The following is a 26,982-nucleotide window of genomic DNA, read 5'->3' on the forward strand; positions in this document are numbered from 1 at the left end:
GCGATGGACGCCCGCGATCTCACCCCGCAGGTCCTGGCCGAGCTGCGCGCCCCGCGCCGCTATCCCGCCGTCTCGCTCACCATGCCGACCCACCGCCGCGAGCCGGGACACGTCCAGGACCCGGTGCGGCTGCGCAACCTGGCCGCCGAGGCCGTCCGCCGCCTGGACGAGGACCCCCGGGTGTCCCGGCAGGACCGGATGGACCTGCGCGCCCAGCTGGACCGGGCCGTCACCGAGGTGGACCTGCGGCAGGCCCAGGACGGCCTGGTGATCTTCGTCAGCGCCGCAGAGCACCAGGTCTGGTACGTGCCGTACGAGGTCCCCGAGCGGGTGGTGCTCAGCGACTCGTACCTCACCCGCAACCTGGTGTCGGCCCACGCCCACGCCCAGCCGTACTGGGTGCTCGCGGTCTCCGCCGACCGGGCGACGCTGTGGAGCGGCGCGGGCGAGACCCTGGAGCAGCAGGAGGGCCGGGGCTTCCCGGTGGTCCGGCCCCAGGACCGCAACTTCGACGCCGAACGCCAGGAGCGGACCGGGGACACCCCCAGCACCTTCAACGAGGAGGAGACCCGGGCCTTCCTGCGCACGGTGGACACCGCGCTCGGCCAGGTGCTGGCGGAGCGGCCCCGGCCGTTCTTCCTGGTCGGGCTGGCCCCCGCGCTGGCACTGCTGACGGAGACCGGCAGCGCCGCGACCGCCGCCGCCGGGCGGCTGGTGGAGGGCGGTCTGATCGACGGCCCCGGCCACGCCCTGCTGGACGCGCTGCGGCCGGTCCTCGACGCCCACCTGGGCGAGCGGCAGCGGCAGGCGGCCGAGCGGCTGGACGAGGCGGCCGGGCGGCGCCGGTTCGCCGCCGGGCTCGACGAGGTGTGGGGCAGCGTCAGCGAGGCTCGGGCCGGGCTGGTCGTGGTGGAGGAGCACTACCGGGAGACGGTCCGGGTCAGTGACGGGCACCTGGCCCCGGTCCCGGCCGAGGAGGAGGCGGCGGCCGTGGCCGAGCCGGAGGTCCGGGACGACATCGTGGACGAGATCGTGGAGCGGGCGCTCGCCACCGGCAGCGACATCGCCTTCGTACCGGACGACTCGCTGGCCGGCCACGGCCGGATCGCCGCCGCCCTGCGGCACTGAGCCACGGCCCGGCCCGGCCGAGCGCTGCTCAGCAGCGTTCGGCCAGCACCCGGGCCACCCGCCCGGCCGCCCGGCCGTCCCCGTACGGGGTGCCGCGCGGCGCCTCGGGGGCGGGCCGGGCGGCGACGGCGGCCCAGGCGGCGGGGGTGAGCAGCTGCGGATCGGGGACCAGCGCGTTCCAGCCGCCGGCCAGCGTCTCCGGCCACTCGGTCTCCGGCCGCAGCGTGGTGCAGGGGCGGCCCAGCAGGTACGCCTCCTTCTGGAGCCCGCCGGAGTCGGTGACCACCCCGGCCGCGCCCAGCACCGCCGCGACCAGCCCGGCGTACGGCAGCGGGCGGCCGACCCGGACGGCGTTCCGGTCCAGCCGTACGCCGTGCTCCTCGGCGCGGGCCAGCAGCCGGGGGTGGGCCAGCAGCGCCACCGGCAGCGGCAGCGCGGCCAGCGCGTCGGCGAGGGCGGCGAGCCGCTTGGGGTCGTCGGTGTTCTCCGCCCGGTGCACGGTGGCCACCAGGTACGGCCGGTCCGGGTCGATGCCCTCGGGCAGCTCGGGGGTGCGCCGCTCGGCCCGTACGGTGTCGCTCACCCGCAGGCAGACGTCGACCATGACGTCCCCGACCAGCACCGAGCGTGCGGCCAGCCCCTCGGCGGCCAGATGGCGCAGCGCCTCCTCGGTGGGGGCGAGCAGCAGGTCGGCGGCGTGGTCGGTGAGCACCCGGTTGTGCTCCTCCGGCATCCGCCGGTTGAAGGACCGCAGGCCGGCTTCCAGATGGGCGACCGGCAGATGCTGCTTGACCGCCGAGACCGCCGCGGCCAGCGTGGAGTTGGTGTCGCCGTAGACCAGCACCCAGTCGGGGCCCTCCGCCGCCAGCACCGGGTCCAGCGCGGCCAGCACCCCGCCGGTCTGCACGCCGTGGCTGCCGGAGCCGATGCCCAGGTGGACGTCGGGCGCCGGGATGCCCAGGCCGGAGAAGAAGACGTCCGAGAGGTCGGCGTCATAGTGCTGCCCGGTGTGGACGATCACATGGCGGTGGCCCGCCCCGGTCAGCGCCGCGGCGACGGGCGCGAGCTTCACCAGCTGGGGCCGGGCCCCGACGACACTGAGCACCTTCACGGCGGACCGCTCCTCCGGACGGGGACGGGAGACGCGTCCCACGCTAGGCGGGCGCCGCGCGGCCCCGGCCCGGCCACGCCGGGCGGCCGGGTGCCGTCCCCCGTACGCCGCGCCCGGCGGGCCCCCGCCCGGACCCCGGCCGACAATCGCAGGTGAGCGGGCCCCCGGCCCGGCGGCGGACCCGGAGGGAGCGGTCGTGCGGATCTGTGTGGTGGCGTTGGGGAAGATCGGTCTGCCGCTGGCGGTGCAGTTCGCCGGCAAGGGGCACCAGGTGGTGGGCGCCGATGTGGACGAGCGGGTGGTGCGGCTGGTCAACGAGGGGTCGGTGCCGTTCCCCGGCGAGGCGGAACTCGATGTGCGGCTCAAGGAGGCGGTCACCGCCGGGCGGCTGCGGGCCACGGCCGACACGGCGGCGGCGGTGGCGGACGCCGAGGCGGTGGTGCTGGTCGTCCCGCTGTTCGTGGACGCGGCGGGCGAGCCGGATTTCGGCTGGATGGACCAGGCGACCCGGGCGGTGGCGGCCGGGCTGCGGCCGGGGACGCTGGTGAGCTACGAGACCACGCTGCCGGTGGGCACCACCCGGGGCCGCTGGGCGCCGATGCTGGAGCAGGGGTCGGGGCTGGCGGCCGGGCGGGACTTCGCGCTGGTCTTCAGCCCGGAGCGGGTGCTGACCGGCCGGGTCTTCGCCGACCTGCGGCGCTACCCCAAGCTGGTCGGCGGGATCGACGACGCCTCGGCGCGGCGCGGGGCGGAGTTCTACCGGGCGGTGCTGGACTTCGACGCCCGCGACGACCTGCCCCGGCCCAACGGCGTGTGGGACCTGGGCTCCGCCGAGGCGGCCGAGCTGGCCAAGCTGGCCGAGACCACCTACCGGGATGTCAACATCGGCCTGGCCAACCAGTTCGCCCGCTACGCCGACGCGGTCGGGGTGGATGTGAACCGGGTGATCGAGGCGTGCAACACCCAGCCGTACAGCCATCTGCACCAGCCGGGGATCGCGGTCGGCGGGCACTGCATCCCGGTCTACCCCCGGATGTACCTGTGGAACGACCCGGCGGCGACGGTGGTGCGGGCCGCGCGGGAGGCCAATGAGCGGATGCCGGCCTATGCGGTGGAGCTGCTGGCGGCCGCGTACGGGCCGCTGGCGGGCACCGGGGTGCTGGTGCTGGGCGCCGCCTACCGGGGCGGGGTGAAGGAGACGGCGTTCTCCGGGGTGTTCCCGCTGGTGGCGGCGTTGCGCGAGCACGGGGCGCAGCCGTATGTCAGTGACCCGCTGTACGGTGCCGCTGAACTGGCCGCGCTGGGGCTGCCGCCGTACGCGGGGGAGCCGGTGCGGGCCGCCGTGGTGCAGGCCGACCACGCCGAGTACCGGGTGCTGTCGGCCGCCGAGCTGCCGGGGGTGCGGGTGCTGGTGGACGGGCGGCGGGTGACCGACCCGGCGCGCTGGGCGGGGGTGCGGCGGCTGGTCATCGGGGGCTGAGCGGGGGCTGACCGGCGGGGGTCGGCGGCCGGGGTCTACGGTCTGTTCATCGCGGGAGCCCGGCCGGTGCGCTCCCCGCCCGGCCGGGGCGGGGCCGGCGCGGTGCTCGCGGGGAGGGCTTGGCCGGTGCAGAACCTGACCCTGTCGTGGCAGACGGCGGGCGGCGCGTCCGCCGTGCTGTTCGCCGCGTCGTACGCGGTGCGGCGGACGGCGGCCGGGCGCACGCCGGTGGCGGCGGTGCTGCGCGAGGCCGGGACGATGCTGGCGCTGTTCGCGCTCTGGCAGCTGGCCGGGCACCTCTCGGTGATGGGCACCGAGCACGCGTTGGACCGGGCGCAGTGGATCCACCGCACCGAGCAGCGGTTCGGCCTGCCGGACGAGGCGTCCTGGCAGCGCGCCGTGACGCCGCACCCCTGGCTGGTGAAGACGGCCAACTACTACTACGCGGCGATGCACTTCGGGGTGATGATCGGCCTGCTGACCTGGGTCTTCCTGCGGCATCGGCGGCAGTACGCCTGGGTGCGGACCACGGTGGTGCTGGTCACCGCCGCCTGCCTGCTGGTGCAGTTCATCCCGGTGGCGCCGCCTCGGATGCTGCCGGACAGCGGCTTCGTGGACGTCGCGGCCCAGTACGGGCAGTCGGTGTACGGCGGGGGCGTCGGCGGCCTGGTCGCGGATGAGCTCTCCGCGATGCCGTCGGTGCATGTGGCCTGGTGCGTGCTGGTCGCGGTGGCGGCGGCCCGGGTGTCGGCCAGCCGCTGGCGCTGGCTCGGGGCGGTGCACGCGGTGGTGACGGTGTCGGTGGTCGTGGTGACCGCCAACCACTTCTGGGCCGACGGGATCGTGGCGGTGGCGCTGCTGCTGCTGGCGTACGCGGCCCAGTGGGGCGGGTCGGCGCTGCTGCGGGCCCGCAGGCGGACGGCCGGGCCCGAGGCCACCCTTGAGAAGCCGCCGGCGCAGCAGCCGGTGGGCAGCCAGGGCTGAGCCGGGCCGCCGGGCGATCAGGGGGGTTCGGGGCTCAGGAGATCCGGGGGTCAGGGGCTGGGGGCTGGGGGCAGCAGCCGGGTCGCGGCGCGGCGGGCGATGGTGAGGGCGTCCATCTGGGTGGCGCCGGCCAGGCCGAGGACCACCCGGGTGCTGAGACCGTCGAGCAGGGCGAGCAGCTCGTCGGCGGCTGCCCGGGTCTCCGCCTCGCCACCCGGCAGGCCGCAGTCGGCGAGCAGCGCCGCCAGGTCGTCCTGCCAGCCCCGGTCGAGGTCCTCCTGCGCGGAGCGCAGCTCGGCGTTGGCCGCGGTGCGCGCCCACAGCTCGACCCAGAGCATCCAGCGGGGGTCGCGGGTCTCCTTGGGCAGGTAGAGGGCGAGGAAGAGGTCGAGCTTGCGCGGTGGCCGGACCCGGCGGGCGAGCAGGGCGCGGCGCTCCTCGGTGAGCCGGTCCTCGCTCCAGCGCAGCGCGGCGAGCAGCAGCTGATCCTTGCTGCCGAAGTAGTACAGGATGTGCCCGCCGCTGGTGCCGAGGCGCTCCGCGAGGCCGGACATGGTGAGCCCGGCCAGGCCGTTCTCGGCGATGGCCGCCATGGCCTCCTCCAGCATGCGCCCCTGGGCGAGCTGCCCGTCCCGCCGCCGTGCTGGCACTCCCGTACTCCCTCCGTGGGCTCCCGCCATGGGCTCCGCGCCCGAAACCCTATCGGGAGCCATCGGCTATTGACACCCGGGCCGACGTCCCGCACATTGAATGGCATTCAAGCTTTCCTTGAATGCCGTTCAACTTGTTCCAGTGTGAAGGGAGGCTGATCCGATGACCACGACCAGCCCGGAAGAGGCCGCCAGATTCGGCACCGGCGTGGCCAACGACGAGGTCTTCCAGGTCGAGACCCATGGCATCGACCCCATTCCGGACGAGGACCGGCACGGCAGCGCCAAGGACCTGTTCTGGCTCTGGTTCGGCTCCAACCTCACCTTCACCTTTGTGATCAACGGCGCGCTCGCCGTCGCCTTCGGCCTCTCCTTCTGGGCCGCCACCGCCACCGTCGTCCTCGGCGGCCTGGCGTTCTTCGCGGTCAGCGCCGCCGGGCTCAGCGGCATCCGCACCGGCACCGCCACCCTGGTCATCTCCCGCGCCGCCTTCGGCGTGCTCGGCAACTTCCCGGCCGGGCTGGTCAACTGGATCGTCAGCATCGGATACACCGTGGTCAACACGGTCGTCGGCGTGCTCGCCCTCCAGTCGCTGATCGGCCAGCTCGGCTGGTCCGGCGGCGACCTCAGCCGACTGGTCGCCCTGGTCGTCACCCTCGCGATGACCTTCGTGGTCGCCATGTGGGGCCACGCCACCGTGCAGGCCGCCGAGAAGTGGATGGCCTATGTGCTCGCCATCGGCTTCGGCCTGCTCATCGCGCTGCTGCTGCCCGGCCTCGACCTGCACGCCGCCCCCGCCACCTCCGGCGTCAACAGCTTCAGCGCCTGGACCCTCGCCCTGGTGGTGACCATCTCCGGGCCGGTCTCCTACCTGCCGATGCCCGCCGACTACACCCGCTACCTGCCGCGCACCACCACCCTGCGCTCGATCACCTGGAGCGGCGCCCTCGGCGGCCTGCTCTCCTCGGTCGCGCTCGGCATCGGAGGCGTGGTCGCCGCCACCCAGGTCGACATGGACGACCCGGTCGAGGGGGTCAAGGGGCTGCTGCCGGGCTGGTTCCAGCTGGTCTTCCTGCTGCTGGTCCTCGGCGGCTCGGTCACCAACTCGATCCTCACCCTGTACTCCTCCAGCCTCAACCTCCAGGTGCTCGGCATCCCCTGGTCCCGCGCCAAGAGCATCTACCTCAGCGTCGCCGTCACCACGCTCGGCGCCCTCGGCGCGCTCTTCCTGGTCGACTTCACCACCTCGCTGCTCAGCTTCCTGTCGCTGATGGTCATCGTCTTCGCCCCCTGGGGCGGCGTCTTCATCGCGGACATGCTGATCCGCCGCTGCACGTACGACGCCGCCGCACTGCACAGCGGACGCGACGGCGCCTACTGGTACCGGCGCGGCTTCCACCTCCCCGGCATGGCCGCGCTCGGCATCGGCATGGTCTTCTCCGCGCTCACCGCCGACTGCGAGCTGTGGACCGGCCCGCTGGTCGCCCCGCTGGGCGGCGGTGACCTGTCACTGCTCGGCAGCGTCGTCGCCGGCCTCGCCTACTGGGCCCTCACCCGCCGCGCCCGGCTCGCCTGACCCCGCCGACCCTCACCCCCGTACCACCGCACCACCCTGGAGAGACCCGATGACAGCCACCGCCGCCCCGGCCCACGCCGACCTGGTCGTCCGCAACGCCCGGGTGTACACCGTCGACCCGCAGCACCCCGAGGCGCAGGCGTTCGCCGTCACCGGCGGCCGGATCGCCGCCGTCGGCACCGACGCCGAGGCCGCCGCCTGGACCGGACCGGACACCGAGGTGCTCGACGCGGGCGGCCGACTGGTGCTGCCCGGCTTCATCGACGCCCACAACCACGTCCGGCTGGGCTCCGACGACGCCTGCGTACAGCTCGCCGGCGCCCGTACCCTCACCGAGGTGCACGCCCGTATCGCCGCCTGGCGCGCCGGACACCCCGACGCCGCCTGGATCGAGGGCGAGGCGTTCGACTACTCGGCCATCCCGGACGGCCGGATGCCGTGCGCCGCCGACCTCGACCCGGTCACCGGCGACACCCCGGCCTTCATCCTCAGCTACGACGTGCACACCGCCTGGCTCAACACCGCGGCGCTGCGCCGCCTCGGCATCACCCGGGACAGCGGCACCCTCCCCTTCGGCGAGCCGGAGAAGGACCCGCGCACCGGCGAGCCCACCGGCTTCATCCGCGACTTCGCGGTGCGCGGGCTCTCCCGGGACGGCCACCGCGCCCTCCAGGAGTTCGGCGTGCCCTGGGCCTGTGCCGACCGGCAGTACGGCCGACTGGCCCGCAGCCTGGACGACGCCATCCGGTTCGGCATCACCACCGTGGTCGAGCCGCAGAACTCCCTGGACGACCTGGCCCTGTTCACCCGGGCCCGCGCCGAGGGCCGGCTGCGTTCCCGGATCGTCGCCGCGCTGTTCCACCCGCGCGGCACCGGCGACGCCGAACTGGACGACTTCGCGGCCGCCGCCGAGCGCTTCGCGGACGACCGGCTGCGGGTCGGCCCGCTCAAGCTGTACATCGACGACGTGGTGGAGCCGCGCACCGCCGCGCTGCTCCAGCCGTACGCGGGCTGCGGCCACCACCGGGGCGAGACCTTCTACCCCGCCGAGGAGTTCGCGGAGCTGCTGGCCAAGCTGGACGCCCGGGGCTTCCAGTGCTTTGTGCACGCGACCGGCGACCGGGGCGTGCGCACCGTACTGGACGCCGTCGCGCACGCCCGCGCGGTCAACGGCGCGCGCGACGCCCGCCACCAGGTGGTGCACGTGGAGTGCCTCGACCCGGCCGACACCGCGCGCTTCGCGGAGCTGGGCGTCGTCGCCTGCATGCAGCCCCGGCACTGCGCCCCCGAGATCGCCGGCCCCGGCCAGGACTGGGCGGAGAACGTCGGCCCGGAGCGCTGGCACAAGGCGTGGCCGATGCGCAGCCTGAGCGAGGCGGGCGCCGTGCTGGCCTTCTCCAGTGACTGGAACGTCGCCGAGATGGACCCGATGGTGGGCATCTACACGGCCGTCACCCGGCGCCCGCTGGGCGGCGGCGAGCCGTGGATGCCGGGCGAGACGGTCGATGTCGCGGCGGCCGTGCACGGCTACACCATGGGGTCGGCGTACGCCAACTTCCTGGAGCAGGAGCGGGGTTCGCTGACCCCCGGCAAGCTCGCGGACTTCGTGGTGCTGTCCCGCGACATCCTGTCGGCCGCGCCCGAGGACATCCCCGGTACGGTCGCGGAGCTGGTCGTGGTCGGCGGCGAGGTCGTCCACCGGGCCTGAGCCGTTCAGCTGGCCTGAGCCGGCCACCGGACACGGGCCCGCCGCACGGCACCGGGCCCGGGAGCACTCCCGGGCCCGGCGCCGGTGCCGCTACCGCAGCGGGAGCGCCGTACGGCCCCAGGTGGCGTTGGTGAGCGTGGCGGTGGCGCCGTACCAGGAGATCAGCCCGGCGACCGCCGCCACCCAGCCGCCCACCTTGACCAGGCCGCCGGAGTCGGCCCAGACGGCGATGGCCAGGACCACCAGCGCCACGGTGAACAGTCCGAACACGGCCTGCGCGAGGCGGCCGGACTGCCAGCCGGCGGCGGTGACGGTGAGCGCCAGCAGCGCCCACAGCAGCAGGAACAGCCCGGCGGCGTTCTTGTTGGTCGTGCTGTCCAGCCCGGCCGACCAGGTGGCCCAGAAGGCGCCGAGGGCGGCGAAGGCGGTGCCGGAGAAGGTGTCGCCGCGGCGCAGCTGCCACAGCCCGGCGAGGAAGAGCGTGACCCCGCCGACCAGCAGCGCCAGCGAACCGGCGCTCCCGGCGCCGGCGCCGGACACGACGCCGGTCTGGAGGAGGCCGAAGGCGAGCAGGGTCAGGCCGAGTGCGAGATGTCCGAGAGGACCCGCGTCGGCTGCGGCGGGTCGGGCGTTGGCTGCCCCGGTAGCTTCATTGCTCACCGGAGGCTCCTTTCACTCGTTGCGTGGTTGCGTTGAGTGGTACGGCGCCGGGTCGTGGCCGCGCCGGGGTACGGCGCGCGCGGCTCGGCCTCCTGGTCGGGACGATCGGGAGTGCGCGATCGGGATCGCTTGACCGGGGCTGGGTGATCAGGGCTGATCCGGGTTGGTCCGGGTCGGGCGATCAGCGCCCCGGCGCAGGGGGATGTACCCGCCCGAAGGCTGCTTGCACCCTTGTGAATTGCATCATTACGGCATCGAAAGCATTGCGCTTCATCGCCTATGACGCGGCGTCAGACGGCGGGACGGGATCAGCCCTGCCGCTGCGCCGGGATGCGCAGGGCCAGGATGGCCATGTCATCGGAGGGCGGCTCCGGCGCGAACCGCTCCACCGCGCGCTGCACCCGCGCTGCGACCGCCCCCGCCGTGAGCCCGGTGCAGCCCGACAGCACCTCGGCCAGGCCGTCGTCCCCCAGCATCCGGGTGCCCTCGCGGCGCTCGGTGACCCCGTCGGTGACACAGAGCAGCACATCGCCCGGTTCCAGCAGGACGGTCTCCTCCACCAGCTCCAGTTCCTCCAGCACCCCCAGCAGCGGCTGCGGCTCGGCGGCCGTCGAGACCCCGCCGTCCGGGCGCAGCCGCAGTGGCTGCGGGTGCCCGGCGCAGACCACCCGCAGCTCCACCGTGCCGTCCTCGCGGGGCGTCATCTCGCCGTACAGCAGGGTGAGGAACCGGCTGCGGGCGCCCTCGTCGAGGATCGCCGCGTTCAGTCGCAGCAGCACCTCGGGGGCGGTCAGCCCCTCCCGGGCCAGCAGCCGCAGCGAGTGCCGGGCCAGCCCGGTCACCGCGGCGGCCTCCGGCCCGGTGCCGCACACATCACCGATCGCGAAGCCGTAGGTGCCCTCGCGGATCGGGAAGACGTCGTAGAAGTCGCCGCCGACCTCATTGCCCTCGCCCGCCGCCCGGTAGATCACCTCGACCTCGACCCCCGGCACCCGGGGCCGGTCCGGCGGCAGCAGGCTGCGCTGGAGGGCGCGGCTGATGGCCGTACGCTCCGAGTACAGCCGGGCGTTGTCCAGCGCCAGCGCGGCCCGCCGCGACAGGTCCTCGGCCAGCTCCAGGATCTCCCGGCGGAACCGCTCGTCGGCGGACCGGCCGAGCGCCAGCAGCCCGATCACCCGGTTGCGGGCCACCAGCGGCAGCACCACCGTCTCGCCGCCCACCGCGGCGGCGGTGGCCAGCGCGGTGCCCGGTCCGGTGGCCGGGCGGGCGGCGTCGCCCAGGCCCAGCGAGCGCAGCGAGGCGCGCAGCGCGGCGGCGTGCGCCGTCTCGGCGGGCGCCTTCCAGGCACGCGCGCCGGGGCTGGGGTCCGGGTCCGGCGGCTCGACCTTCTCCAGCAGGGCGCGCAGCCCGTCGATCCGGTCCTCGTCCTCGTGCAGGACGAAGGCCAGCTGCGGCGGCCCCGCCTGGTCACCGGTGGTGTACACGGCGCACCAGGCGGCCAGCGTGGGCACCGTCATCTGCGCCATCAACGCCAGCGTCTGGTCCCGCTCCAGGGTGCCGGCCAGCAGATCGGACGCCTCGACCAGGAAGGACAGCGAGCCGCGCCGCAGCCGCTCCAGCTCGGTCAGCCGGGCGCTCTCCACGGCGAGCGCGATCCGGTCGGCGGCGAACTGGAGCCGCAGCGCGTCGTCGTTGCCGTACCGGGCGGGCGCCTGCGCGGCCACGCCCAGCGAGCCGGTCAGCCGGCCCTCCACCTTCAGCGGCACGGTGACCACCGAGCGCATCCCGGTGCCGGACAGCAGCGGCACCGCGCTGGGCTGCGCGGTGAGGTCGTCGTGCACGGCGGGCATCCGGGCCGAGCCGTAGCGGCCGGCGCCCGACTCCACCGGCACCCGGGCGAAGCGCTGCCGGCCCGACGGCAGCCCGGCGCTGGCCCGCACCTCCAGCTCGGTCTCGTCGTCGGTGGCCAGCACCAGGTAGGCGGCGTCGCCGTCGAGCATGTCGCGGGCCCGCTCCACGATCCGCTGGAGCAGCCCGTCCAGGTCGTCGGTGCTGGGGCGGCCCAGCAGTGCGTCGAAGGCGTCGGCGGGCCGCCGGTCGCGGCCGTCCACCCGCGCCACGGCGGCGCTGTCGCCGGCCGGTGCCCGGAACGGCGACTGGAGCACGGCCCGGTCCCGGTCGCGCACCAGCAGGCAGACCGTGGACGGCGCGCCCTCGGCATCCCGCATCCGCAGGTGGGAGCCGTACACACCGGTGACCCGGCCGTCGCCGCAGCGGATGCCGTAGCTGCCCTCCCAGCGGGAGAGCCCCAGCGCCTCCTGGAGGCCCAGCCCGGTGCCGGGGGTCTGCGGCCAGGCGGCGTACTCCGCCAGTGGCCGTCCGGTCGCCCGGTCGGCGGGGATGCCGAACAGCCCCTCGGCGTCGGTGTTCCACGACTGGACCCGGCCCTCCGCGTCCACCACGACCACCGCGACCAGCACCGCGTCCGGCGAGGCGGGCAGCGTGCCGTCCGGCCCGGCGGGCACCGCGAACCGGGTGCCCACGCCCCGCGAGACCATCGCCAGCCGGAACCAGACCAGCTTGTGGGTGGCGGTGTACTCCACGCCCCAGCGCGGCGCGAGCGCCGAGCAGAGCAGCAGCCCGCGCCCGCCCTCGCGCTCCGGATCACCGAGCCGGCTGCGCGCCGGGTCACCGGCCGGACCGAGTCCGTTCAGCGGCAACTCCCGCTCCGGGTAGCGGTCGGCGACCTCGATCCGTACCGCGTCGTCCTCCCGCAGGCAGGTCACCTCGGCGGCGGTGCCGGCGTGCACCACGGCATTGGTCACCAGCTCGCTGGCGAGCACCACCGCGTCGTCCACCACCTCGGCGAACCCCCACCCCTGGAGGGTGTCGCGGACGAATCCGCGGGCGGCCGCGACCGACCGGCCCTGTGGTTCGAAGGTGGCGGCTGCCCGCGCGGTGACCACTGTTCCCCGGCTCCTTCTGCTCGTCGGCTGCCCGTTTCCGCAGCGCGGTGCTCCGGCCGACAGGTTACTTTCCGCTCCGGCCGCCGTGTGCTTCTGCCGCCGATGTCACCGGCGACGGGGATTCTTTGTCCGGTACGTATCCGAACCGGTGCGAGGCTGGTCGAGAATGCGATACCCGGGGATCAGCCTTGCACAACCGCCCTCGTGCCCGTGTGCTCGGGTTGCCCGTGATGCAACACTGGGGGATCGCGCACGGTTCACGCTGTTCTTCGGCAGGCTGCACCGGACCCCGAGCCGCGCGGACCCAGAAGCTGTGCCATACCCAGAAGTCGTGCCACACACCAGAAGCTGCGGCCAGATCCAGATAGGTGGGAGGGACCCGTTGAGTTCGGGCGAATCGGTACCAGCCGGCACGGCGGGAGGCGCATCCCAGCGGGGCGGCACCAGGACCGCCCCGGACCGGGGTGCGTCCACCCGCAGGTCGGCGCCGTCCAACGGCACCAGGAACGCGCCGTCCAACGGCACCAGGAACGCGCCGTCCAACGGCACCAGGAACACGGATGCCGCCAACCTCCGCAAGCTGCTGGCCGCGCTGACCGCGATGCGGGACGGCAACTTCCGCCGCAGGCTGACCCTGCCCGGCGACGGTGTGATGGCCGAGATCGCCACGGTCTTCAACGAGGTCGCGGAGCGCAACCAGCACCTCACCGGTGAGCTGGCCCGGGTGCGCCGGGTGGTGGGCCGCGACGGCCGGCTGTCCGAGCGGCTGGAGATCGGCGCGGGCGAGGGCGCCTGGGGTACGGCGATCGACAACTGCAATGCGCTGATCGACGACCTGGCCCGGCCGATGGCCGAGGTCGGCCGGGTGCTCGGCTCCATCGCGGAGGGCGACCTCGACCAGCGGATGGAACTGCGCTCCGGCGGGGCGGACGGCGCCACCCACCCGCTGCGCGGCGAGTTCCTGAAGGTCGGCCGCACCGTCAACGGGCTGGTCGGCCAGCTCTCCGAGTTCACCGAAGAGGTGACCCGGATCGCCCATGAGGTGGGTACCGAGGGCAAACTCGGTGAGCAGGCCAGAGTGCGCGGCATGTCCGGCAGCTGGAAGGACGTCACCGACTCGGTCAACACCATGGCCGGCCGGCTGACCGCGCAGGTCCGGGACATCGCGGCGGTCACCACCGCCGTCGCCAAGGGCGACCTCTCCCGCAAGGTCACCGTCCATGTGGACGGCGAGATGCTGGAGCTGAAGAACACCGTCAACACGATGGTCGACCAGCTCTCCTCGTTCGGGGCCGAAGTGACCCGGGTCGCCCGCGAGGTCGGTACCGAGGGCCAGTTGGGCGGCCAGGCCCAGGTGCCCGGCGTGGCCGGCGTCTGGAAGGACCTCACCGACAACGTCAACCTGATGGCGAACAACCTCACCGCCCAGGTCCGGGACATCGCCCAGGTCACCACGGCGGTCGCCAACGGCGACCTGTCCCAGAAGATCACCGTCACCGCGCGCGGCGAGGTCGCCCGGCTGGCGACCACCATCAACGCGATGACCGAGACGCTGCGCACCTTCGCCGACGAGGTCACCCGGGTGGCCAGCGAGGTCGCCTCGGAGGGCAGGCTGGGCGGCAAGGCGCAGGTGCCGGGTGCGGCGGGCGTCTGGAAGGACCTGACCGACTCGGTCAACACGGCCTTCCGCGACCTGACCGCGCAGGTCCGGGACATCGCGCAGGTCACCACGGCGGTCGCCTCCGGCGATCTGTCGCAGAAGGTCACGGCGGATGTCTCCGGCGAGATGCTGGAGCTGAAGAACACCGTCAACACCATGGTCGACCAGCTGTCGTCCTTCGGCGCCGAGGTGACCCGGGTCGCCCGGGAGATCGGCGTGGAGGGGCGGCTCGGCGGTCAGGCGCAGGTGGCCGGCGCGGCCGGCACCTGGAAGGACCTGACCGACTCCGTCAACACCGCGTTCCGCAACCTCACCGGCCAGGTCCGCAACATCGCCCAGGTCACCACGGCCGTGGCCAACGGTGATCTGTCGCAGAAGGTCACGGTGGACGTCTCCGGCGAGATGCTGGAGCTGAAGAACACCGTCAACACCATGGTCGACCAGCTGTCGTCCTTCGGCGCCGAGGTGACCCGGGTCGCCCGCGACGTGGGCGTGGAGGGCCGGCTCGGCGGTCAGGCGCAGGTACCGGGTGTGGCCGGGGTCTGGCGCGATCTGACCGACTCGGTGAACTTCATGGCCAACAACCTCACCGATCAGGTCCGCAACATCGCCCAGGTGACCACCGCCGTGGCGCGGGGCGATCTGTCGCAGAAGATCGAGGTCGACGCGCGGGGCGAGATCCTGGCGCTGAAGAACACCATCAACACGATGGTCGACCAGCTCTCGGCCTTCGCCGAGCAGGTGACCCGGGTGGCCCGCGAGGTGGGCACCGAGGGCATGCTCGGCGGTCAGGCCAGCGTGCCCGGCGTGGCCGGCACCTGGAAGGACCTGACCGACAACGTCAACTTCATGGCCAACAACCTGACCGGCCAGGTGCGGAACATCGCCCAGGTCGCCACGGCGGTGGCGCGCGGCGATCTGTCGCAGAAGATCGAGGTCGACGCGCGCGGCGAGATCCTGGAGCTGAAGACCACCCTCAACACCATGGTCGACCAGTTGGGCGCCTTCGCCGACGAGGTCACCCGGGTGGCCAGGGAGGTCGGCACCGAGGGCATGCTGGGCGGTCAGGCGCTGGTGCCGGGTGTCTCCGGTACCTGGAAGGACCTGACCGACAACGTCAACCTGATGGCCAACAACCTCACCGGCCAGGTACGGAACATCGCCCAGGTGACCACCGCGGTGGCCCGGGGCGACGTCTCCAAGAAGATCACCGTCAGCGCCAGGGGCGAGATCCTGGAGCTGGTCACCACCGTCAACACCATGGTGGACCAGCTCTCCGCCTTCGCGGACGAGGTGACCCGGGTGGCCCGCGAGGTGGGCACCGAGGGCATCCTCGGCGGTCAGGCCAGAGTGCGCGGCGTGTCGGGCATCTGGAAGGACCTGACCGACAACGTCAACTTCATGGCGTCCAACCTGACCAGCCAGGTGCGCAACATCGCCCAGGTGGCCACGGCGGTCGCCAACGGCGACCTGTCGAAGAAGATCACCATCGAGGCGCAGGGCGAGGTCGCCGCACTGGCCGGCACCCTCAACACCATGGTCGACCAGCTCTCCGCCTTCGCCGTCGAGGTGACCCGGGTGGCCCGCGAGGTGGGCACCGAGGGCATCCTCGGCGGCCAGGCGAGCGTGCCGGGCGTGGCCGGCATCTGGAAGGACCTCACCGAGAACGTCAACCTGATGGCGAACAACCTCACCAACCAGGTGCGGAACATCGCCCTCGTCACCACCGCCGTCGCCAAGGGCGACCTGTCCAAGAAGATCGACGTCGATGCGCGCGGCGAGATCCTGGAGCTGAAGACCACCCTCAACACCATGGTCGACCAGCTCTCCGCCTTCGGTGTGGAGGTCACCCGGGTCGCCCGCGAGGTGGGCACCGACGGGCGGCTCGGCGGCCAGGCCCGCGTCCCCGGCGTGGCCGGCACCTGGCAGGACCTCACCGAGTCGGTGAACGAACTGGCCGGCAACCTCACCCGACAGGTCCGCGCCATCGCCCAGGTCGCCACGGCGGTCACCCGGGGCGACCTGTCGCTGCGCATCGACGTGGACGCGTCCGGCGAGCTCGACGAGCTCAAGGACAACATCAACCAGATGATCGCCAACCTGCGCGAGACCACCCGCACCAACCAGGAGCAGGACTGGCTCAAGACCAATCTGGCGCGGATCTCCGGCCTGCTCCAGGGCCGCCGCGACCTGGAGGCGGTCGCCGCACTGATCATGAGCGAGCTGACCCCGGTGGTCTCCGCCCAGCACGGCGCCTTCTTCCTCGCCCAGCCGGCCAGCCGCTCGGCCGCCCTGGTCACCGAGGACGACGACGAGAGCGATGTGGTGCTGCGGCTGATCGGCTCGTACGGCTACCAGCGCCGGGCCATGCCGACCACCTTCCGGCCCGGCGAGTCGCTGATCGGGCAGGCGGCGGTGGAGAAGCGCCCGATCATGCTCAAGGAGGCACCCCCCGGCTACCTCAAGATCGCCTCCGGTCTCGGGGAGGCGTCGCCGGCCAATGTGGTCGTGCTCCCGGTGATGTTCGAGGGCCGGATGCTGGGCGTGATCGAGCTGGCCTCGTTCAGCGCCTTCACCAATGTCGCGCTGGACTTCCTCAACCAGATCGCCGAGATGATCGGCGTCACCGTCAACAACATCAGCGTCAACACCAAGACGGAGGGGCTGCTGCTGGAGTCCCAGCGGCTCACCGCCGAGCTCTCCATGCGCTCCGCCGAGCTGGAGGCGCGCCAGGAGGAGCTGGAGCGCACCAACGAGGAGCTCCAGGAGAAGGCCGAGCAGCTGGCCCAGCAGAACCGCGACATCGAGATCAAGAACAGCGAGATCGAGGAGGCCCGCCAGGTGCTGGAGGAGCGCGCCGAGCAACTGGCGCTGGCCTCCCGCTACAAGAGCGAGTTCCTGGCCAATATGTCGCACGAGCTGCGCACCCCGCTCAACTCGCTGCTGATCCTGGCCAAGCTGCTCTCGGACAACAACGAGGGCAATCTCTCGCCCAAGCAGGTGGAGTTCTCCGAGACCATCCACGGCGCCGGCACCGACCTGCTCCAGCTGATCAACGACATCCTGGACCTGTCCAAGGTCGAGGCGGGCAAGATGGAGGTCCGCCCGTCCCGGATCGCGCTGGTCCAGCTGGTCGACTATGTGGAGGCGGCCTTCCGGCCGCTCACCGCCGACAAGGGCCTCGACTTCGCGGTACGGGTCTCGCCCGACCTGCCGGTCACCCTGCACACCGATGAGCAGCGGTTGCAGCAGGTGCTGCGCAACCTGCTCTCCAACGCGGTGAAGTTCACCGACAGCGGCGCCGTGGAGCTGCTGATCCGCCCGGTCGGCAGCGAGGTGCCGCACCACGTGCGGGAGCAGCTGCTGGAGGTCGGCGCCATCACCGAGCCCGAGCAGCAGCTGATCGCCTTCTCGGTGACCGACACCGGCATCGGCATCCCCAGCAACAAGCTGCGGGAGATCTTCGAGGCGTTCAAGCAGGCCGACGGCACCACCAGCCGCAAGTACGGCGGCACCGGGCTCGGCCTCTCCATCAGCCGGGAGATCGCCCGGCTGCTCGGCGGCGAGATCAACGCCGAGAGCGAGCTGAGCCGGGGCTCGACCTTCACCCTCTACCTGCCGCTGCACACCGAGGAGCCGGGCGCCGCCGAGCGGCGCGGCGGGCAGCAGCCCGCCGAGGCGGTGCGCGGCGACCACGGTGCGGCGGACGGCAACCCGGCCGAGCACTGGGCGCAGGAGGTCCGCGAGCTGGCCCAGGAGCGGCGCCGTGAGGCGGCTGGCCGCCGGGCGGCGGAGCGGCACGCCGCCGAGCGCCGTACGGTCGAGCAGCGCGGCACGTCCGCGCCGGCCCGCCCGGCCGTGCCGCCGGTGCCGGCCGCCGAGCCGGTGCCGTCCCGCCCGGTGGCCTTCCCGGACCGGGGCGCCGAGGAGACGGCCGGGGAGGCCGGTGGCGAGGGCGGCTTCGAGGGGCACTTCGACGGTGAGAAGGTGCTGATCGTCGACGACGACGTCCGCAATGTCTTCGCCCTCACCAGCGTGCTGGAGCAGTACGGCCTGACGGTGCTCTACGCGGAGAACGGCCGGGAGGGCATCGAGGTCCTGGAGCAGCACGACGATGTCGCGGTGGTGCTGATGGACATCATGATGCCGGAGATGGACGGCTACGCCACCACCGAGGCGATCCGCAGCATGCCGCAGTTCGCCGGGCTGCCGATCATCGCGCTGACCGCCAAGGCGATGAAGGGCGACCGGGAGAAGAGCATCGAGGCCGGTGCCTCCGACCATGTCACCAAGCCGGTCGACACCGGGCATCTGCTGGAGGTGATGGACCACTGGCTGCGGGCCCGCAGCCGCTGACCGGCGCGCGGTCCCGCCCCGGGCGCCGCTGTCACCCGAAGGTGTGGTGGCTGCCCGGGTGGGGAACCGGATATGGTCGCTCGGCGTTGCCAGGAGGTGCAAGGTACTGTCCGGTGGGGGCGTCGCACGATGCCGTCACGGTGCGACGGCAGGTGACACGGCAGCAACACAGCGCTGCGACAATTGCGACGCGATGGCCTCCGGGGGTGTGGCACCGGAACGCGTGGCATCAGGGCTACGTGCTGTGGCGGACGAAAAGGTGCGACTACCATGACCGGCACGAGGGCAGGCGGCGCACAGGTGTCGCCCGTGGGGGCGGCGCCCGGAGCACTTCCGGGGCGAGGAGGGCGGGCCGTGGTGCAGAAGGCCAAGATCCTCCTGGTCGATGACCGGCCGGAGAATCTGCTGGCGCTGGAGGCGATCCTCTCGGCGCTCGACCAGACACTGGTCCGGGCATCGTCCGGGGAGGAAGCGCTCAAGGCGCTGCTGACCGATGACTTCGCGGTCATCCTGCTGGACGTTCAGATGCCCGGGATGGACGGCTTCGAGACGGCCGCCCACATCAAGCGCCGCGAGCGCACCCGGGACATCCCGATCATCTTCCTCACCGCGATCAACCACGGCCCGCACCACACCTTCCGGGGCTATGCGGCCGGCGCGGTGGACTACATCTCCAAGCCGTTCGACCCCTGGGTGCTGCGGGCGAAGGTCTCGGTCTTCGTCGAGCTGTACGTGAAGAACTGCAAGCTCAAGGAGCAGGCCGCCCTGCTGCGCCTGCAACTGGAGTCGGGGCAGCCGCTCCCAGGCGAGAGCGCCGCCGCCGGCAAGGAACAGGCCAACGGCGGCCTGCTGGCCGAGCTGTCGGCCCGGCTGGCGGCGGTGGAGGAGCAGGCCGAGGCGCTCACCAAGCAGCTTGACGAGTCGGCGGACACCGCGGCGACCGCGACCGCCACCCATCTGGAGCGCAAGCTCGCCGGGCTGCGGCGCGCGCTGGACGCGCTGGACCCGGGCGTGGGCCGACCCGGCGGTGCCTTTCCCGGCGAGGGCTGACCGCCACTCAGCGCGCTGCCGTCCGGGAGCGACCGCCACCGCCGGATGACCGCCACCGCCGGATGACCGCCACCGCCGGTCGGCCGCCGACCCGGTGACGTCGCGTCCGCCCCGGTGGTCCGACACGCGCCGCCGACCGGAGCCGAGCGGATGTTCCCCGGTCGGCGCCGCCGGTACGCTCTGCGCATGGCCACACGCACGTCCGGAAGCGCTCCGCGTACCCCACCGTCGGGGTCGTCGAAGAAGGCGGCCTCCGGACCGGCCGGCAAGGGGGCGGGCCAGAAACCGGCAGCTCAGAAACCGGCGGCCTCCAAGTCGGCAGCCGGCAAGTCGGCGGCCGGGAGGGCGGCCGGGAAGGCCCCGGCGAAGAAGGCCGCTGCTCCGCCGCCACCGCCCCCGTCACCGCCGCGGCCGATACTCTTCCGCGCGGTGCGGGCCTGCTGGCTCGGCCTGGCCCATGCGGTCGGCGCGGTCTTCCGGGGCTTCGGCGACGGCGCCAAGGGCCTCCACCCGGCCCACCGCAGGGACGGCGTCGGCCTGCTGCTGCTCGGCCTCGCCCTGGTGACCGCCGCCGGCACCTGGTTCAGCCCACAGGGCTGGCTGGGCGTCGCCGCCACCGCCGTGGTCAGCGGCGCCTTCGGCCGGCTGGACGTCCTGGTCGCGGTGCCGCTGGCGGGGATCGCCTGGCGGCTGCTGCGCCACCCGGAGCGCCCGGAGGCCAACGGCCGGATCGTGATCGGCCTGGGCGCACTCACCGTCGGGGTGCTCGGCCTGGTGCACATCGGCTGCGGGGCGCCGAGCATGCAGAGCGGCGCCACCCGGATCAGGCAGGCCGGCGGTGTGATCGGCTGGGCCGCCTCCAAGCCGATGATGGCGGCCGCCGGTCCGGCGCTGGCGGTGCCGCTGCTGCTGCTGGTCGCCTTCTTCGGCCTGCTGGTGGTCACCGCCACCCCGGTCAACAAGATCCCGGACCGGCTGCGGCTGCTGGGCCGGCGGCTGGGCGTGCTGGAGCCGCCGCCGGCCGAGGAGGCCGAAGGGGCCGCGGAACAGGCCCTGGCCCGGGAGCACTCCACCGAGCCGCCGGAGGACGCCGACCCGGAGGCCGTGCCGTACACCGTGGAGCGGGCCGACGCACCGCCGTCCCGGCGCCGCCGCCGCAGGCCGCAGCCGGAGGTGCTGCCCGAGCCCGCCGACGACGGCCCGTTCGCCACCATCGACCAGGCCAAGGGCGTCGCCGCCGACCTCCAGGGCGCCGTGGAGTTCGGCGTCCCCGGCTCCTCCACCCTGGCCGGCATCGTGCCCGCCGTGGTGGACCGCACCGCCGAGCCCGAGGAGCCGGCCGTACCGGCCGCCCGCAGCGCCGCCGCCACCGCCCCCGCCGGGCACACCCCCGCCCCGGAGCGGACCGAACAGCTCCGGTTCTCCGACCAGGACGGCTATGCGCTGCCCCCGCTGGACCTGCTGGAGCGCGGCGGCCCGGCCAAGGCCCGCAGCCAGGCCAATGACGACGTGGTCGCCCAACTCACCGGCGTATTCGGCGAGTTCAAGGTGGACGCGGCCGTCACCGGCTTCACCCGGGGCCCGACGGTCACCCGGTACGAGGTGGCGCTCGGCCCGGCGGTGAAGGTGGAGCGGATCACCGCGCTGGGCAAGAACATCGCCTACGCGGTGGCCAGCCCGGACGTACGGATCATCAGCCCGATCCCCGGCAAGTCGGCGGTCGGCATCGAGATCCCCAACCGGGACCGCGAGATGGTCAACCTCGGTGACCTGCTGCGCTCCCGCGCCGCCGCCGAGGACGGCCACCCGATGCTGGTCGGCATGGGCAAGGACGTCGAGGGCCACACCGTGATGGCCAACCTCGCCAAGATGCCGCACATCCTGGTGGCCGGCGCCACCGGCGCGGGCAAGTCGTCCTGCGTCAACTGCCTGATCACCTCGGTACTGGCCCGCGCCACCCCGGACCAGGTGAGGATGGTGCTGGTCGACCCCAAGCGGGTGGAGCTGACCGCGTACGAGGGCATCCCGCACCTGATCACGCCGATCATCACCAACCCCAAGAAGGCCGCCGAGGCACTCCAGTGGGTGGTCCGCGAGATGGACCTGCGCTATGACGACCTGGCCGCCTACGGCTTCCGCCATGTGGACGACTTCAACGCCGCCGTGCGGGCCGGGAAGGTGCAGGCGCCGCCCGGCAGCGAGCGGGAGCTGCGCCCGTACCCGTATCTGCTGGTGATCGTGGACGAGCTGGCGGACCTGATGATGGTCGCTCCGCGTGACGTCGAGGACTCCGTGGTGCGGATCACCCAGCTGGCCCGCGCGGCCGGCATCCACCTGGTGCTGGCCACCCAGCGGCCCTCGGTGGACGTGGTGACCGGTCTGATCAAGGCGAATGTGCCCTCCCGGCTGGCCTTCGCCACCTCCTCGCTGGCCGATTCCCGGGTCATCCTGGACCAGCCCGGCGCGGAGAAGCTGGTCGGCAAGGGCGATGCGCTGTTCCTGCCGATGGGTTCGAGCAAGCCGATCCGGATGCAGGGCGCCTTCGTCACCGAGGCGGAGGTCGCCCTGGTCGTCCAGCACTGCAAGGAGCAGCTGACGCCCGCCTACCGCGACGACGTCACGGTGGCGGCGGGTCAGAAGAAGGAGATCGACGAGGAGATCGGCGACGACCTGGACCTGCTCTGCCAGGCGGCGGAGCTGGTGGTCGCCAGCCAGTTCGGGTCGACCTCGATGCTGCAACGCAAACTGCGTGTGGGATTCGCCAAGGCGGGCAGGTTGATGGACCTGATGGAGACACGCGGGATCGTCGGCCCCAGCGAGGGATCGAAGGCCCGTGACGTCCTCGTCAAACCGGATGAACTGGACGCGGTCCTGCTCGAAATCCGGGGATGACCCGGAACCCGGACTCGTTCGGGTGAGCGGGGGGAACCGACCGGCGGACGCTTGCGTCCACCGGTTGAGGTGACCCTCGGGGTGCGGTGGACAGCCGCGGACCGCGCGTGCGCATTCGGTCCCGCCCGGCTTGATAAAGGCTTTCGCACCGCCCCTAGACTGTTCTTCCAGCAGGTGGCCAACGCTCGAAAGGCGCGCCCAGTGACCATCGGCAAGTCCCCGCACGGCGACAACCGCCGGTCCGACCCCGCCTCGCCCGGTACCGCCCCGACCATGTCCGGGGCCTCCGCGCTCGGGCGGCGCAGACCGCCGGTGCCCGCCGCCTTCCAGCCGCCTGCCGACATCGTGCCGACCGCCGCCCCGCTGCCGACCATCGGCCGCATCCTGGCGACGGCCCGTATCGACGCCGCCCTGACCGTGGACCAGGTCAGCACCGCCACCCGGGTGCGGGTGCCGATAGTGCACGCCATCGAGGGAGACGACTTCAGCCGCTGCGGCGGGGAGTTCTACGCCCGCGGCCACATCCGGGCCATCGCCAAGGCGGTCGGCGTCGACGGCGACGCCCTGGTGGCCCGGTACGACGCCGAGCACGGCGACGCGCCGGACCCGGCCCGGCCGACCCAGATCTTCGAGGCCGGGCGCATCCGCACCGAGCGCCGCCGCCCCAACTGGACGGCCGCCATGGTCGCCGCGATCGTCGCGGTGGTCGCGCTGATCGGCTTCAACCTGCTGAGCGGTGGCGGCGGCCAGGCCGCCGAGACCAAGGTCGCCTCCAGCCCGCTGCCGAGCCGCAAGGCGTCCCCGCCGGTCACCGTGCGCCCCTCCCCGACCCAGCGGACCGAGTCCCCGATCGCGGCCGCGCCGGCCGACAAGGTGACCGTGAAGCTGGTGGCCCAGGACGGCGACAGCTGGGTCTCCGCGATCGACAGCCAGGGCAACACGCTCTTCCAGAAGAACCTCCGGTCGGGTGAGGACCAGACCTTCACCGACCCCAAGCAGATCAAGCTGGTGCTGGGCAACGCGGGCGCCGTCCACCTGTACGTCAACGGCAAGGACCTCGGCCCGGCCGGCGAGGACGGCCAGGTCGTGCGGCTCACGTACACCCCGGGCGACCCCGAGGCCGCCTAGCCCACCCGGCCCGGGGCGTACCCGTGGCCCCGCCGCAGTACCAGCAGCGCGGCCTCCGGACACACGGCCGGGGGCCGCGCGTTAACCTTGCGGCATGCCAGAACGCCGTACTGTCGCCCTTGTCACGCTCGGTTGCGCCCGCAACGAGGTCGACTCCGAGGAACTCGCCGGGCGACTGGAGGCCGACGGCTGGCAGCTCGTCCACGACGCCGCCGATGCCGACGTCGCCGTCGTCAACACCTGCGGCTTCGTCGAAGCCGCCAAGAAGGACTCCGTGGACGCCCTGCTGGAGGCCAACGACCTCAAGGGTCACGGCCGCACCCAGGCCGTGGTGGCGGTCGGCTGCATGGCCGAGCGCTACGGCAAGGAGCTGGCCGAGGCGCTGCCGGAGGCCGACGCCGTCCTCGGCTTCGACGACTACGCCGACATCGCCGACCGCCTCCAGACCATCCTCTCCGGCGGCCACCACACCTCGCACGCCCCCCGCGACCGCCGCAAGCTGCTGCCGCTGACCCCGGTGGAGCGGCAGAGCGCCGCCGCCGAGGTCGCCACCCCGGGCCACGGCGCCCCCGAGGACCTGCCGGAGGGCCTGGCACCCGCCTCCGGGCCGCGCACCCTGCGGCGGCGGCTGGACGACAGCCCGGTGGCCTCGGTGAAGCTCGCCTCCGGCTGCGACCGCCGCTGCTCCTTCTGCGCCATCCCCGCCTTCCGCGGCTCCTTCCTCTCCCGCCGCCCGGCCGATGTGCTCTCCGAGACCCGCTGGCTGGCCCAGCAGGGCGTCCGCGAGGTCATGCTGGTCAGCGAGAACAACACCTCGTACGGCAAGGACCTCGGTGACATCCGGCTGCTGGAGACGCTGCTGCCCGAGCTGGCCGCCGTGGACGGGATCGAGCGGGTGCGGATCAGCTACCTCCAGCCCGCCGAGATGCGGCCCGGACTGATCGACGCGATGACCGGCACCCCGGGCGTGGTGCCCTACTTCGACCTCTCCTTCCAGCACTCCGCCCCCGCCGTGCTGCGCCGGATGCGCCGCTTCGGGGACACCGACCGCTTCCTGGAGCTGCTGGAGGGCATCCGGGCCAAGGCCCCCGAGGCCGGCGCCCGGTCCAACTTCATCGTCGGCTTCCCCGGCGAGACCGAGGCGGACGTCGCGGAGCTGGAGCGCTTCCTCACCCACGCCCGGCTGGACGCCATCGGGGTGTTCGGCTACTCGGACGAGGACGGCACCGAGGCGGCCTCGTACGACGGCAAGCTGCCCGAGGACGTGGTGGCCGAGCGGCTGGCGCGGATCTCCCGGCTGGCCGAGGAGCTGACCGCGCAGCGGGCCGAGGAGCGGATCGGCAGCGAGGTCGTGGTGCTGGTGGAGACCATCCCCACCGACGAGGACGGGGACGACGGCGTGGTCGAGGGCCGCGCGGCGCACCAGGCGCCGGAGACCGACGGGCTGACCGTGCTGGTCGACGCGGTGGATGTGAAGCCCGGACAGTTCGTCCGGGCCAGGGTGGTCGGTACCGAGGGTGTCGACCTGATGGCCGAGGTGCTCGAGGTGCTCGAAGCGGGTCAGGGGGCGGACGCGTGACCGAAGCAGCGGAGGCCGGGGGCGGCGGCAGAGGCGCCCGGGTGGAGGAGCCCGCCGAGCCGGCCGCCGCGCGGGCGGCCGGGGAGGCCCTGGCCGAGCAGCACGGCACCCCCGGGCCCGCCCCGGAGCCGGCAGCCGCCCCGGAGGGCGGCCCGGCGGTGCAGCGCGCCGAGCCGCCACCGGGCATCTGGAACATCGCCAACATGCTCACCATGCTGCGGCTGCTGCTGGTGCCGGTCTTCGTCAGCCTGCTCTTCGCGGCGGGCGGCCATGACCCCAAGTGGCGGTCGGTGGCCTGGGCGTCCTTCGCCATCGCCATGATCACCGACCTCTTCGACGGGGAGCTGGCCCGCCGCAAGGGCCTGGTGACCGATTTCGGCAAGCTGGTGGACCCGATCGCGGACAAGGCGATCATGGGTTCCGCGCTGATCGGCCTCTCGGTGCTGGGCGACCTGCCGTGGTTCGTCACGGTGGTGATCCTCGCCCGCGAGCTGGGCATCACCCTGATGCGGTTCTGGGTGATCAGGCACGGGGTGATCCCGGCCAGCCGGGGCGGCAAGCTGAAGACCCTCACCCAGGGCATCGCGGTCGGCATGTACGTGCTGGCGCTCACCGGATGGCTGGCGACCGCCCGAGCGGTCCTGATGGGCGCGGCGGTGCTGCTCACGCTGGGTACCGGCCTGGACTACATCCGCCAGGCGGTGCAGCTGCGCCGGGCCGGGCTGGCCCGGCCCCGCGCGGAGGCGTGAGCATGACCACCTCCGGAGCACCCGAGAGCGGCGCGGCCCCCGGCCTCGCCCGGCAGCTGCACGCCGCGCTGCGGGCGGCGGGCAGCACGGTCGCCGCCGCCGAGTCCCTCACCGGCGGCCTGCTGGCCGCCGAGCTGGTGGACGCCCCCGGTGCCTCCGCCACCTTCCGGGGCTCGGTGACCGCCTACGCCACCGACCTCAAGGCGTCGGTGCTGGGAGTGGACGCCGAGCTGCTGGCCGCCGAGGGCGCCGTACACCCGGAGGTGGCGCGGCAGATGGCGGAGGGCGTACGGCGTCTGATGGGCGCCGTCTACGGAGTCGCCACCACCGGCGTAGCCGGACCCGAGCCGCAGGACGGGAAGCCGGTCGGCACGGTGCATGTCGCCGTCGCCGGTCCGGAGGGAACTGCGGTCTCTTCGCCCCGGCTGTCGGGGGAGCGTGCCACAATCCGACGCAAGGCGGTGACGGCCGCGCTTGAGCTGCTCCGCGACCAGCTGCGGCCGTCCGCCCAGGGCGGAGCCCGAGCGGGTTCCGGCGGCCCCGCCGCCGGGCAGAAGCCAGGTAGTTGAGACCACCGGTCGGTACGGGCAGCGGCCCGTCCGTACCGGAATTACTCGGGAGGGGCCATGCGTACAGCCGAGAGTGAACACGACCATGGTCCCCGCACGTGAAGCGGGCAAGGCGGTACGGTGGGGGCGTGACGTCTCGATCCGCGGTCCGAGGAGGGAGCCACCGATGATCCTGCTCCGTCGCCTACTGGGTGACGTGCTGCGTCGGCAGCGCCAGCGTCAGGGCCGTACCCTCCGTGAGGTTTCCGCTGCGGCACGGGTGTCGCTCGGGTATCTCTCCGAGGTCGAGCGGGGACAGAAGGAGGCATCCTCCGAGCTGCTCTCCGCCATCTGCGACGCGCTGGACGTCCGCATGTCGGAGGTCATGCGCGAGGTGAGCGACGAATTGTCGCTCGCGGAGCTGGCCGCCGGCGAGCCGGTGCGGCCGGTGCTGGAGCCCGTACCGGTCCCAGGCCCCGCCGCCGACCGGATGAGCTCCATCACGCAGAAGACCGCCCAGACCGCCGCCGTCGACGTGGTCGCCGCCTGACAGCGGTCCGCTGACGCCCCGGGGGCATCCCCCGTGGGCGATGGCGCGGCGCCCCCGGAGGGGCGCCGAAACGCGGGCCTCGGGCCCGAATGCTCCCCGGGTTCGTGGGCAGAAGCCCTCCTGCCGCGCCGGAGCCAGCTGCTCCGACCGGCGCGATCGAATCCCCGGTTGTGCCCGGGGCGGCGGGCGCCGCTCGGGCGGGAGGAG

17 protein-coding genes are annotated in these 26,982 nt (G+C 73.3%); 13 read left to right on the forward strand and 4 right to left on the reverse strand.

The genetic code is table 11. The annotated features are described in order from the left end of the window. Nucleotides 1-3 precede the first annotated feature (3 nt). A complete protein-coding gene (locus ACIQGZ_RS23330; protein ID WP_402604829.1) occupies nt 4-1,128 on the forward strand; it encodes a chemotaxis protein in 1,125 nt (374 codons plus the stop codon). A 28-nt stretch (nt 1,129-1,156) separates the two neighbouring features. Here the strand turns inward: ACIQGZ_RS23330 and wecB are convergent, their stop codons facing one another. Beyond that, nucleotides 1,157-2,239: a non-hydrolyzing UDP-N-acetylglucosamine 2-epimerase gene (wecB, locus tag ACIQGZ_RS23335; protein ID WP_402604831.1), complete on the reverse strand. Its 1,083-nt coding sequence runs from the start codon at nt 2,237-2,239 to the stop codon at nt 1,157-1,159. 196 nt (nt 2,240-2,435) lie between these two features. Here wecB and ACIQGZ_RS23340 point away from each other — a divergent pair, with 196 nt between their 5' ends. Beyond that, entirely contained in the window at nt 2,436-3,719 is a 1,284-nt protein-coding gene (locus ACIQGZ_RS23340) for a nucleotide sugar dehydrogenase (RefSeq protein WP_402604833.1), read from the forward strand. A 126-nt stretch (nt 3,720-3,845) separates the two neighbouring features. Then, a complete protein-coding gene (locus ACIQGZ_RS23345) occupies nt 3,846-4,703 on the forward strand; it encodes a phosphatase PAP2 family protein (RefSeq protein WP_402604836.1) in 858 nt (285 codons plus the stop codon). 50 nt (nt 4,704-4,753) lie between these two features. On the opposite strand, the gene ACIQGZ_RS23350 is transcribed toward ACIQGZ_RS23345, so the two are convergent. Continuing rightward, nucleotides 4,754-5,383, reverse strand: a complete 630-nt coding sequence (locus ACIQGZ_RS23350; RefSeq protein ID WP_402604837.1) for a TetR/AcrR family transcriptional regulator — start codon at nt 5,381-5,383, stop codon at nt 4,754-4,756. Nucleotides 5,384-5,516: 133 nt separating this feature from the next. Here ACIQGZ_RS23350 and ACIQGZ_RS23355 point away from each other — a divergent pair, with 133 nt between their 5' ends. Both ACIQGZ_RS23355 and ACIQGZ_RS23360 read left to right on the forward strand, forming a co-directional pair. Then, nucleotides 5,517-6,929 (forward strand): purine-cytosine permease family protein, encoded by a 1,413-nt coding sequence (locus ACIQGZ_RS23355; protein ID WP_402604839.1) that lies wholly within the window; start codon nt 5,517-5,519, stop codon nt 6,927-6,929. 49 nt (nt 6,930-6,978) lie between these two features. Continuing rightward, entirely contained in the window at nt 6,979-8,637 is a 1,659-nt protein-coding gene (locus tag ACIQGZ_RS23360; RefSeq protein WP_402604840.1) for an amidohydrolase, read from the forward strand. Nucleotides 8,638-8,727: 90 nt separating this feature from the next. Here ACIQGZ_RS23360 and ACIQGZ_RS23365 read toward each other — a convergent pair whose 3' ends face one another. Together ACIQGZ_RS23365 and ACIQGZ_RS23370 are read right to left on the reverse strand one after the other, a co-directional pair. Then, nucleotides 8,728-9,297 (reverse strand): acetate uptake transporter, encoded by a 570-nt coding sequence (locus tag ACIQGZ_RS23365; protein ID WP_402604843.1) that lies wholly within the window; start codon nt 9,295-9,297, stop codon nt 8,728-8,730. 308 nt (nt 9,298-9,605) lie between these two features. Further along, nucleotides 9,606-12,263, reverse strand: coding sequence for a SpoIIE family protein phosphatase (locus ACIQGZ_RS23370; RefSeq protein WP_402604846.1), 2,658 nt, complete (start codon nt 12,261-12,263; stop codon nt 9,606-9,608). A gap of 601 nt (nt 12,264-12,864) precedes the next feature. Between ACIQGZ_RS23370 and ACIQGZ_RS23375 the strand changes: the two genes are divergently transcribed. From ACIQGZ_RS23375 to ACIQGZ_RS23410, 8 genes are all read left to right on the forward strand, one after another. Continuing rightward, on the forward strand, nt 12,865-18,279 hold the full coding sequence (locus tag ACIQGZ_RS23375; RefSeq protein ID WP_402605106.1) for a HAMP domain-containing protein: 5,415 nt from the start codon (nt 12,865-12,867) through the stop codon (nt 18,277-18,279). Nucleotides 18,280-18,633: 354 nt separating this feature from the next. After that, nucleotides 18,634-19,329, forward strand: coding sequence for a two-component system response regulator (locus tag ACIQGZ_RS23380; protein ID WP_402604849.1), 696 nt, complete (start codon nt 18,634-18,636; stop codon nt 19,327-19,329). A 186-nt stretch (nt 19,330-19,515) separates the two neighbouring features. Beyond that, complete coding sequence (locus tag ACIQGZ_RS23385) at nt 19,516-22,221, forward strand: DNA translocase FtsK (protein ID WP_402604852.1); 2,706 nt, start codon at nt 19,516-19,518, stop codon at nt 22,219-22,221. Nucleotides 22,222-22,422: 201 nt separating this feature from the next. Next, the gene (locus ACIQGZ_RS23390) at nt 22,423-23,349 is read left to right on the forward strand and encodes a helix-turn-helix domain-containing protein (RefSeq protein ID WP_402604855.1); all 927 of its coding nucleotides are present in this window, start codon (nt 22,423-22,425) and stop codon (nt 23,347-23,349) included. A 94-nt stretch (nt 23,350-23,443) separates the two neighbouring features. Then, complete coding sequence (rimO, locus tag ACIQGZ_RS23395; protein ID WP_402604857.1) at nt 23,444-24,928, forward strand: 30S ribosomal protein S12 methylthiotransferase RimO; 1,485 nt, start codon at nt 23,444-23,446, stop codon at nt 24,926-24,928. Further along, nucleotides 24,925-25,677, forward strand: coding sequence for a CDP-diacylglycerol--glycerol-3-phosphate 3-phosphatidyltransferase (gene pgsA / locus ACIQGZ_RS23400; protein ID WP_402604859.1), 753 nt, complete (start codon nt 24,925-24,927; stop codon nt 25,675-25,677). The genes rimO and pgsA overlap by 4 nt, the downstream gene beginning before the upstream one ends. Nucleotides 25,678-25,679: 2 nt before the next feature. Beyond that, nucleotides 25,680-26,246, forward strand: a complete 567-nt coding sequence (locus ACIQGZ_RS23405) for a CinA family protein (RefSeq protein WP_402604861.1) — start codon at nt 25,680-25,682, stop codon at nt 26,244-26,246. A gap of 166 nt (nt 26,247-26,412) precedes the next feature. After that, nucleotides 26,413-26,775, forward strand: coding sequence for a helix-turn-helix domain-containing protein (locus ACIQGZ_RS23410; protein WP_402604863.1), 363 nt, complete (start codon nt 26,413-26,415; stop codon nt 26,773-26,775). Nucleotides 26,776-26,982 lie beyond the last annotated feature (207 nt).

This window comes from Streptomyces sp. NPDC092296, from assembly GCF_044755465.1.
Classification (GTDB): domain Bacteria; phylum Actinomycetota; class Actinomycetes; order Streptomycetales; family Streptomycetaceae; genus Peterkaempfera.

Excerpts from the sequence above, each read along its gene's own strand:
- ACIQGZ_RS23405 (WP_402604861.1), top strand. The coding sequence starts at position 25,680 with ATGACCACCTCCGGAGCACCCGAGAGCGGCGCGGCCCCCGGCCTCGCC.
- rimO (WP_402604857.1), top strand. The coding sequence starts at position 23,444 with ATGCCAGAACGCCGTACTGTCGCCCTTGTCACGCTCGGTTGCGCCCGC.
- ACIQGZ_RS23410 (WP_402604863.1), top strand. The coding sequence starts at position 26,413 with ATGATCCTGCTCCGTCGCCTACTGGGTGACGTGCTGCGTCGGCAGCGC.
- ACIQGZ_RS23350 (WP_402604837.1), bottom strand. The coding sequence starts at position 5,383 with ATGGCGGGAGCCCACGGAGGGAGTACGGGAGTGCCAGCACGGCGGCGG.
- ACIQGZ_RS23375 (WP_402605106.1), top strand. The coding sequence starts at position 12,865 with ATGCGGGACGGCAACTTCCGCCGCAGGCTGACCCTGCCCGGCGACGGT.
- ACIQGZ_RS23355 (WP_402604839.1), top strand. The coding sequence starts at position 5,517 with ATGACCACGACCAGCCCGGAAGAGGCCGCCAGATTCGGCACCGGCGTG.
- ACIQGZ_RS23330 (WP_402604829.1), top strand. The coding sequence starts at position 4 with ATGGACGCCCGCGATCTCACCCCGCAGGTCCTGGCCGAGCTGCGCGCC.
- ACIQGZ_RS23385 (WP_402604852.1), top strand. The coding sequence starts at position 19,516 with ATGGCCACACGCACGTCCGGAAGCGCTCCGCGTACCCCACCGTCGGGG.
- ACIQGZ_RS23360 (WP_402604840.1), top strand. The coding sequence starts at position 6,979 with ATGACAGCCACCGCCGCCCCGGCCCACGCCGACCTGGTCGTCCGCAAC.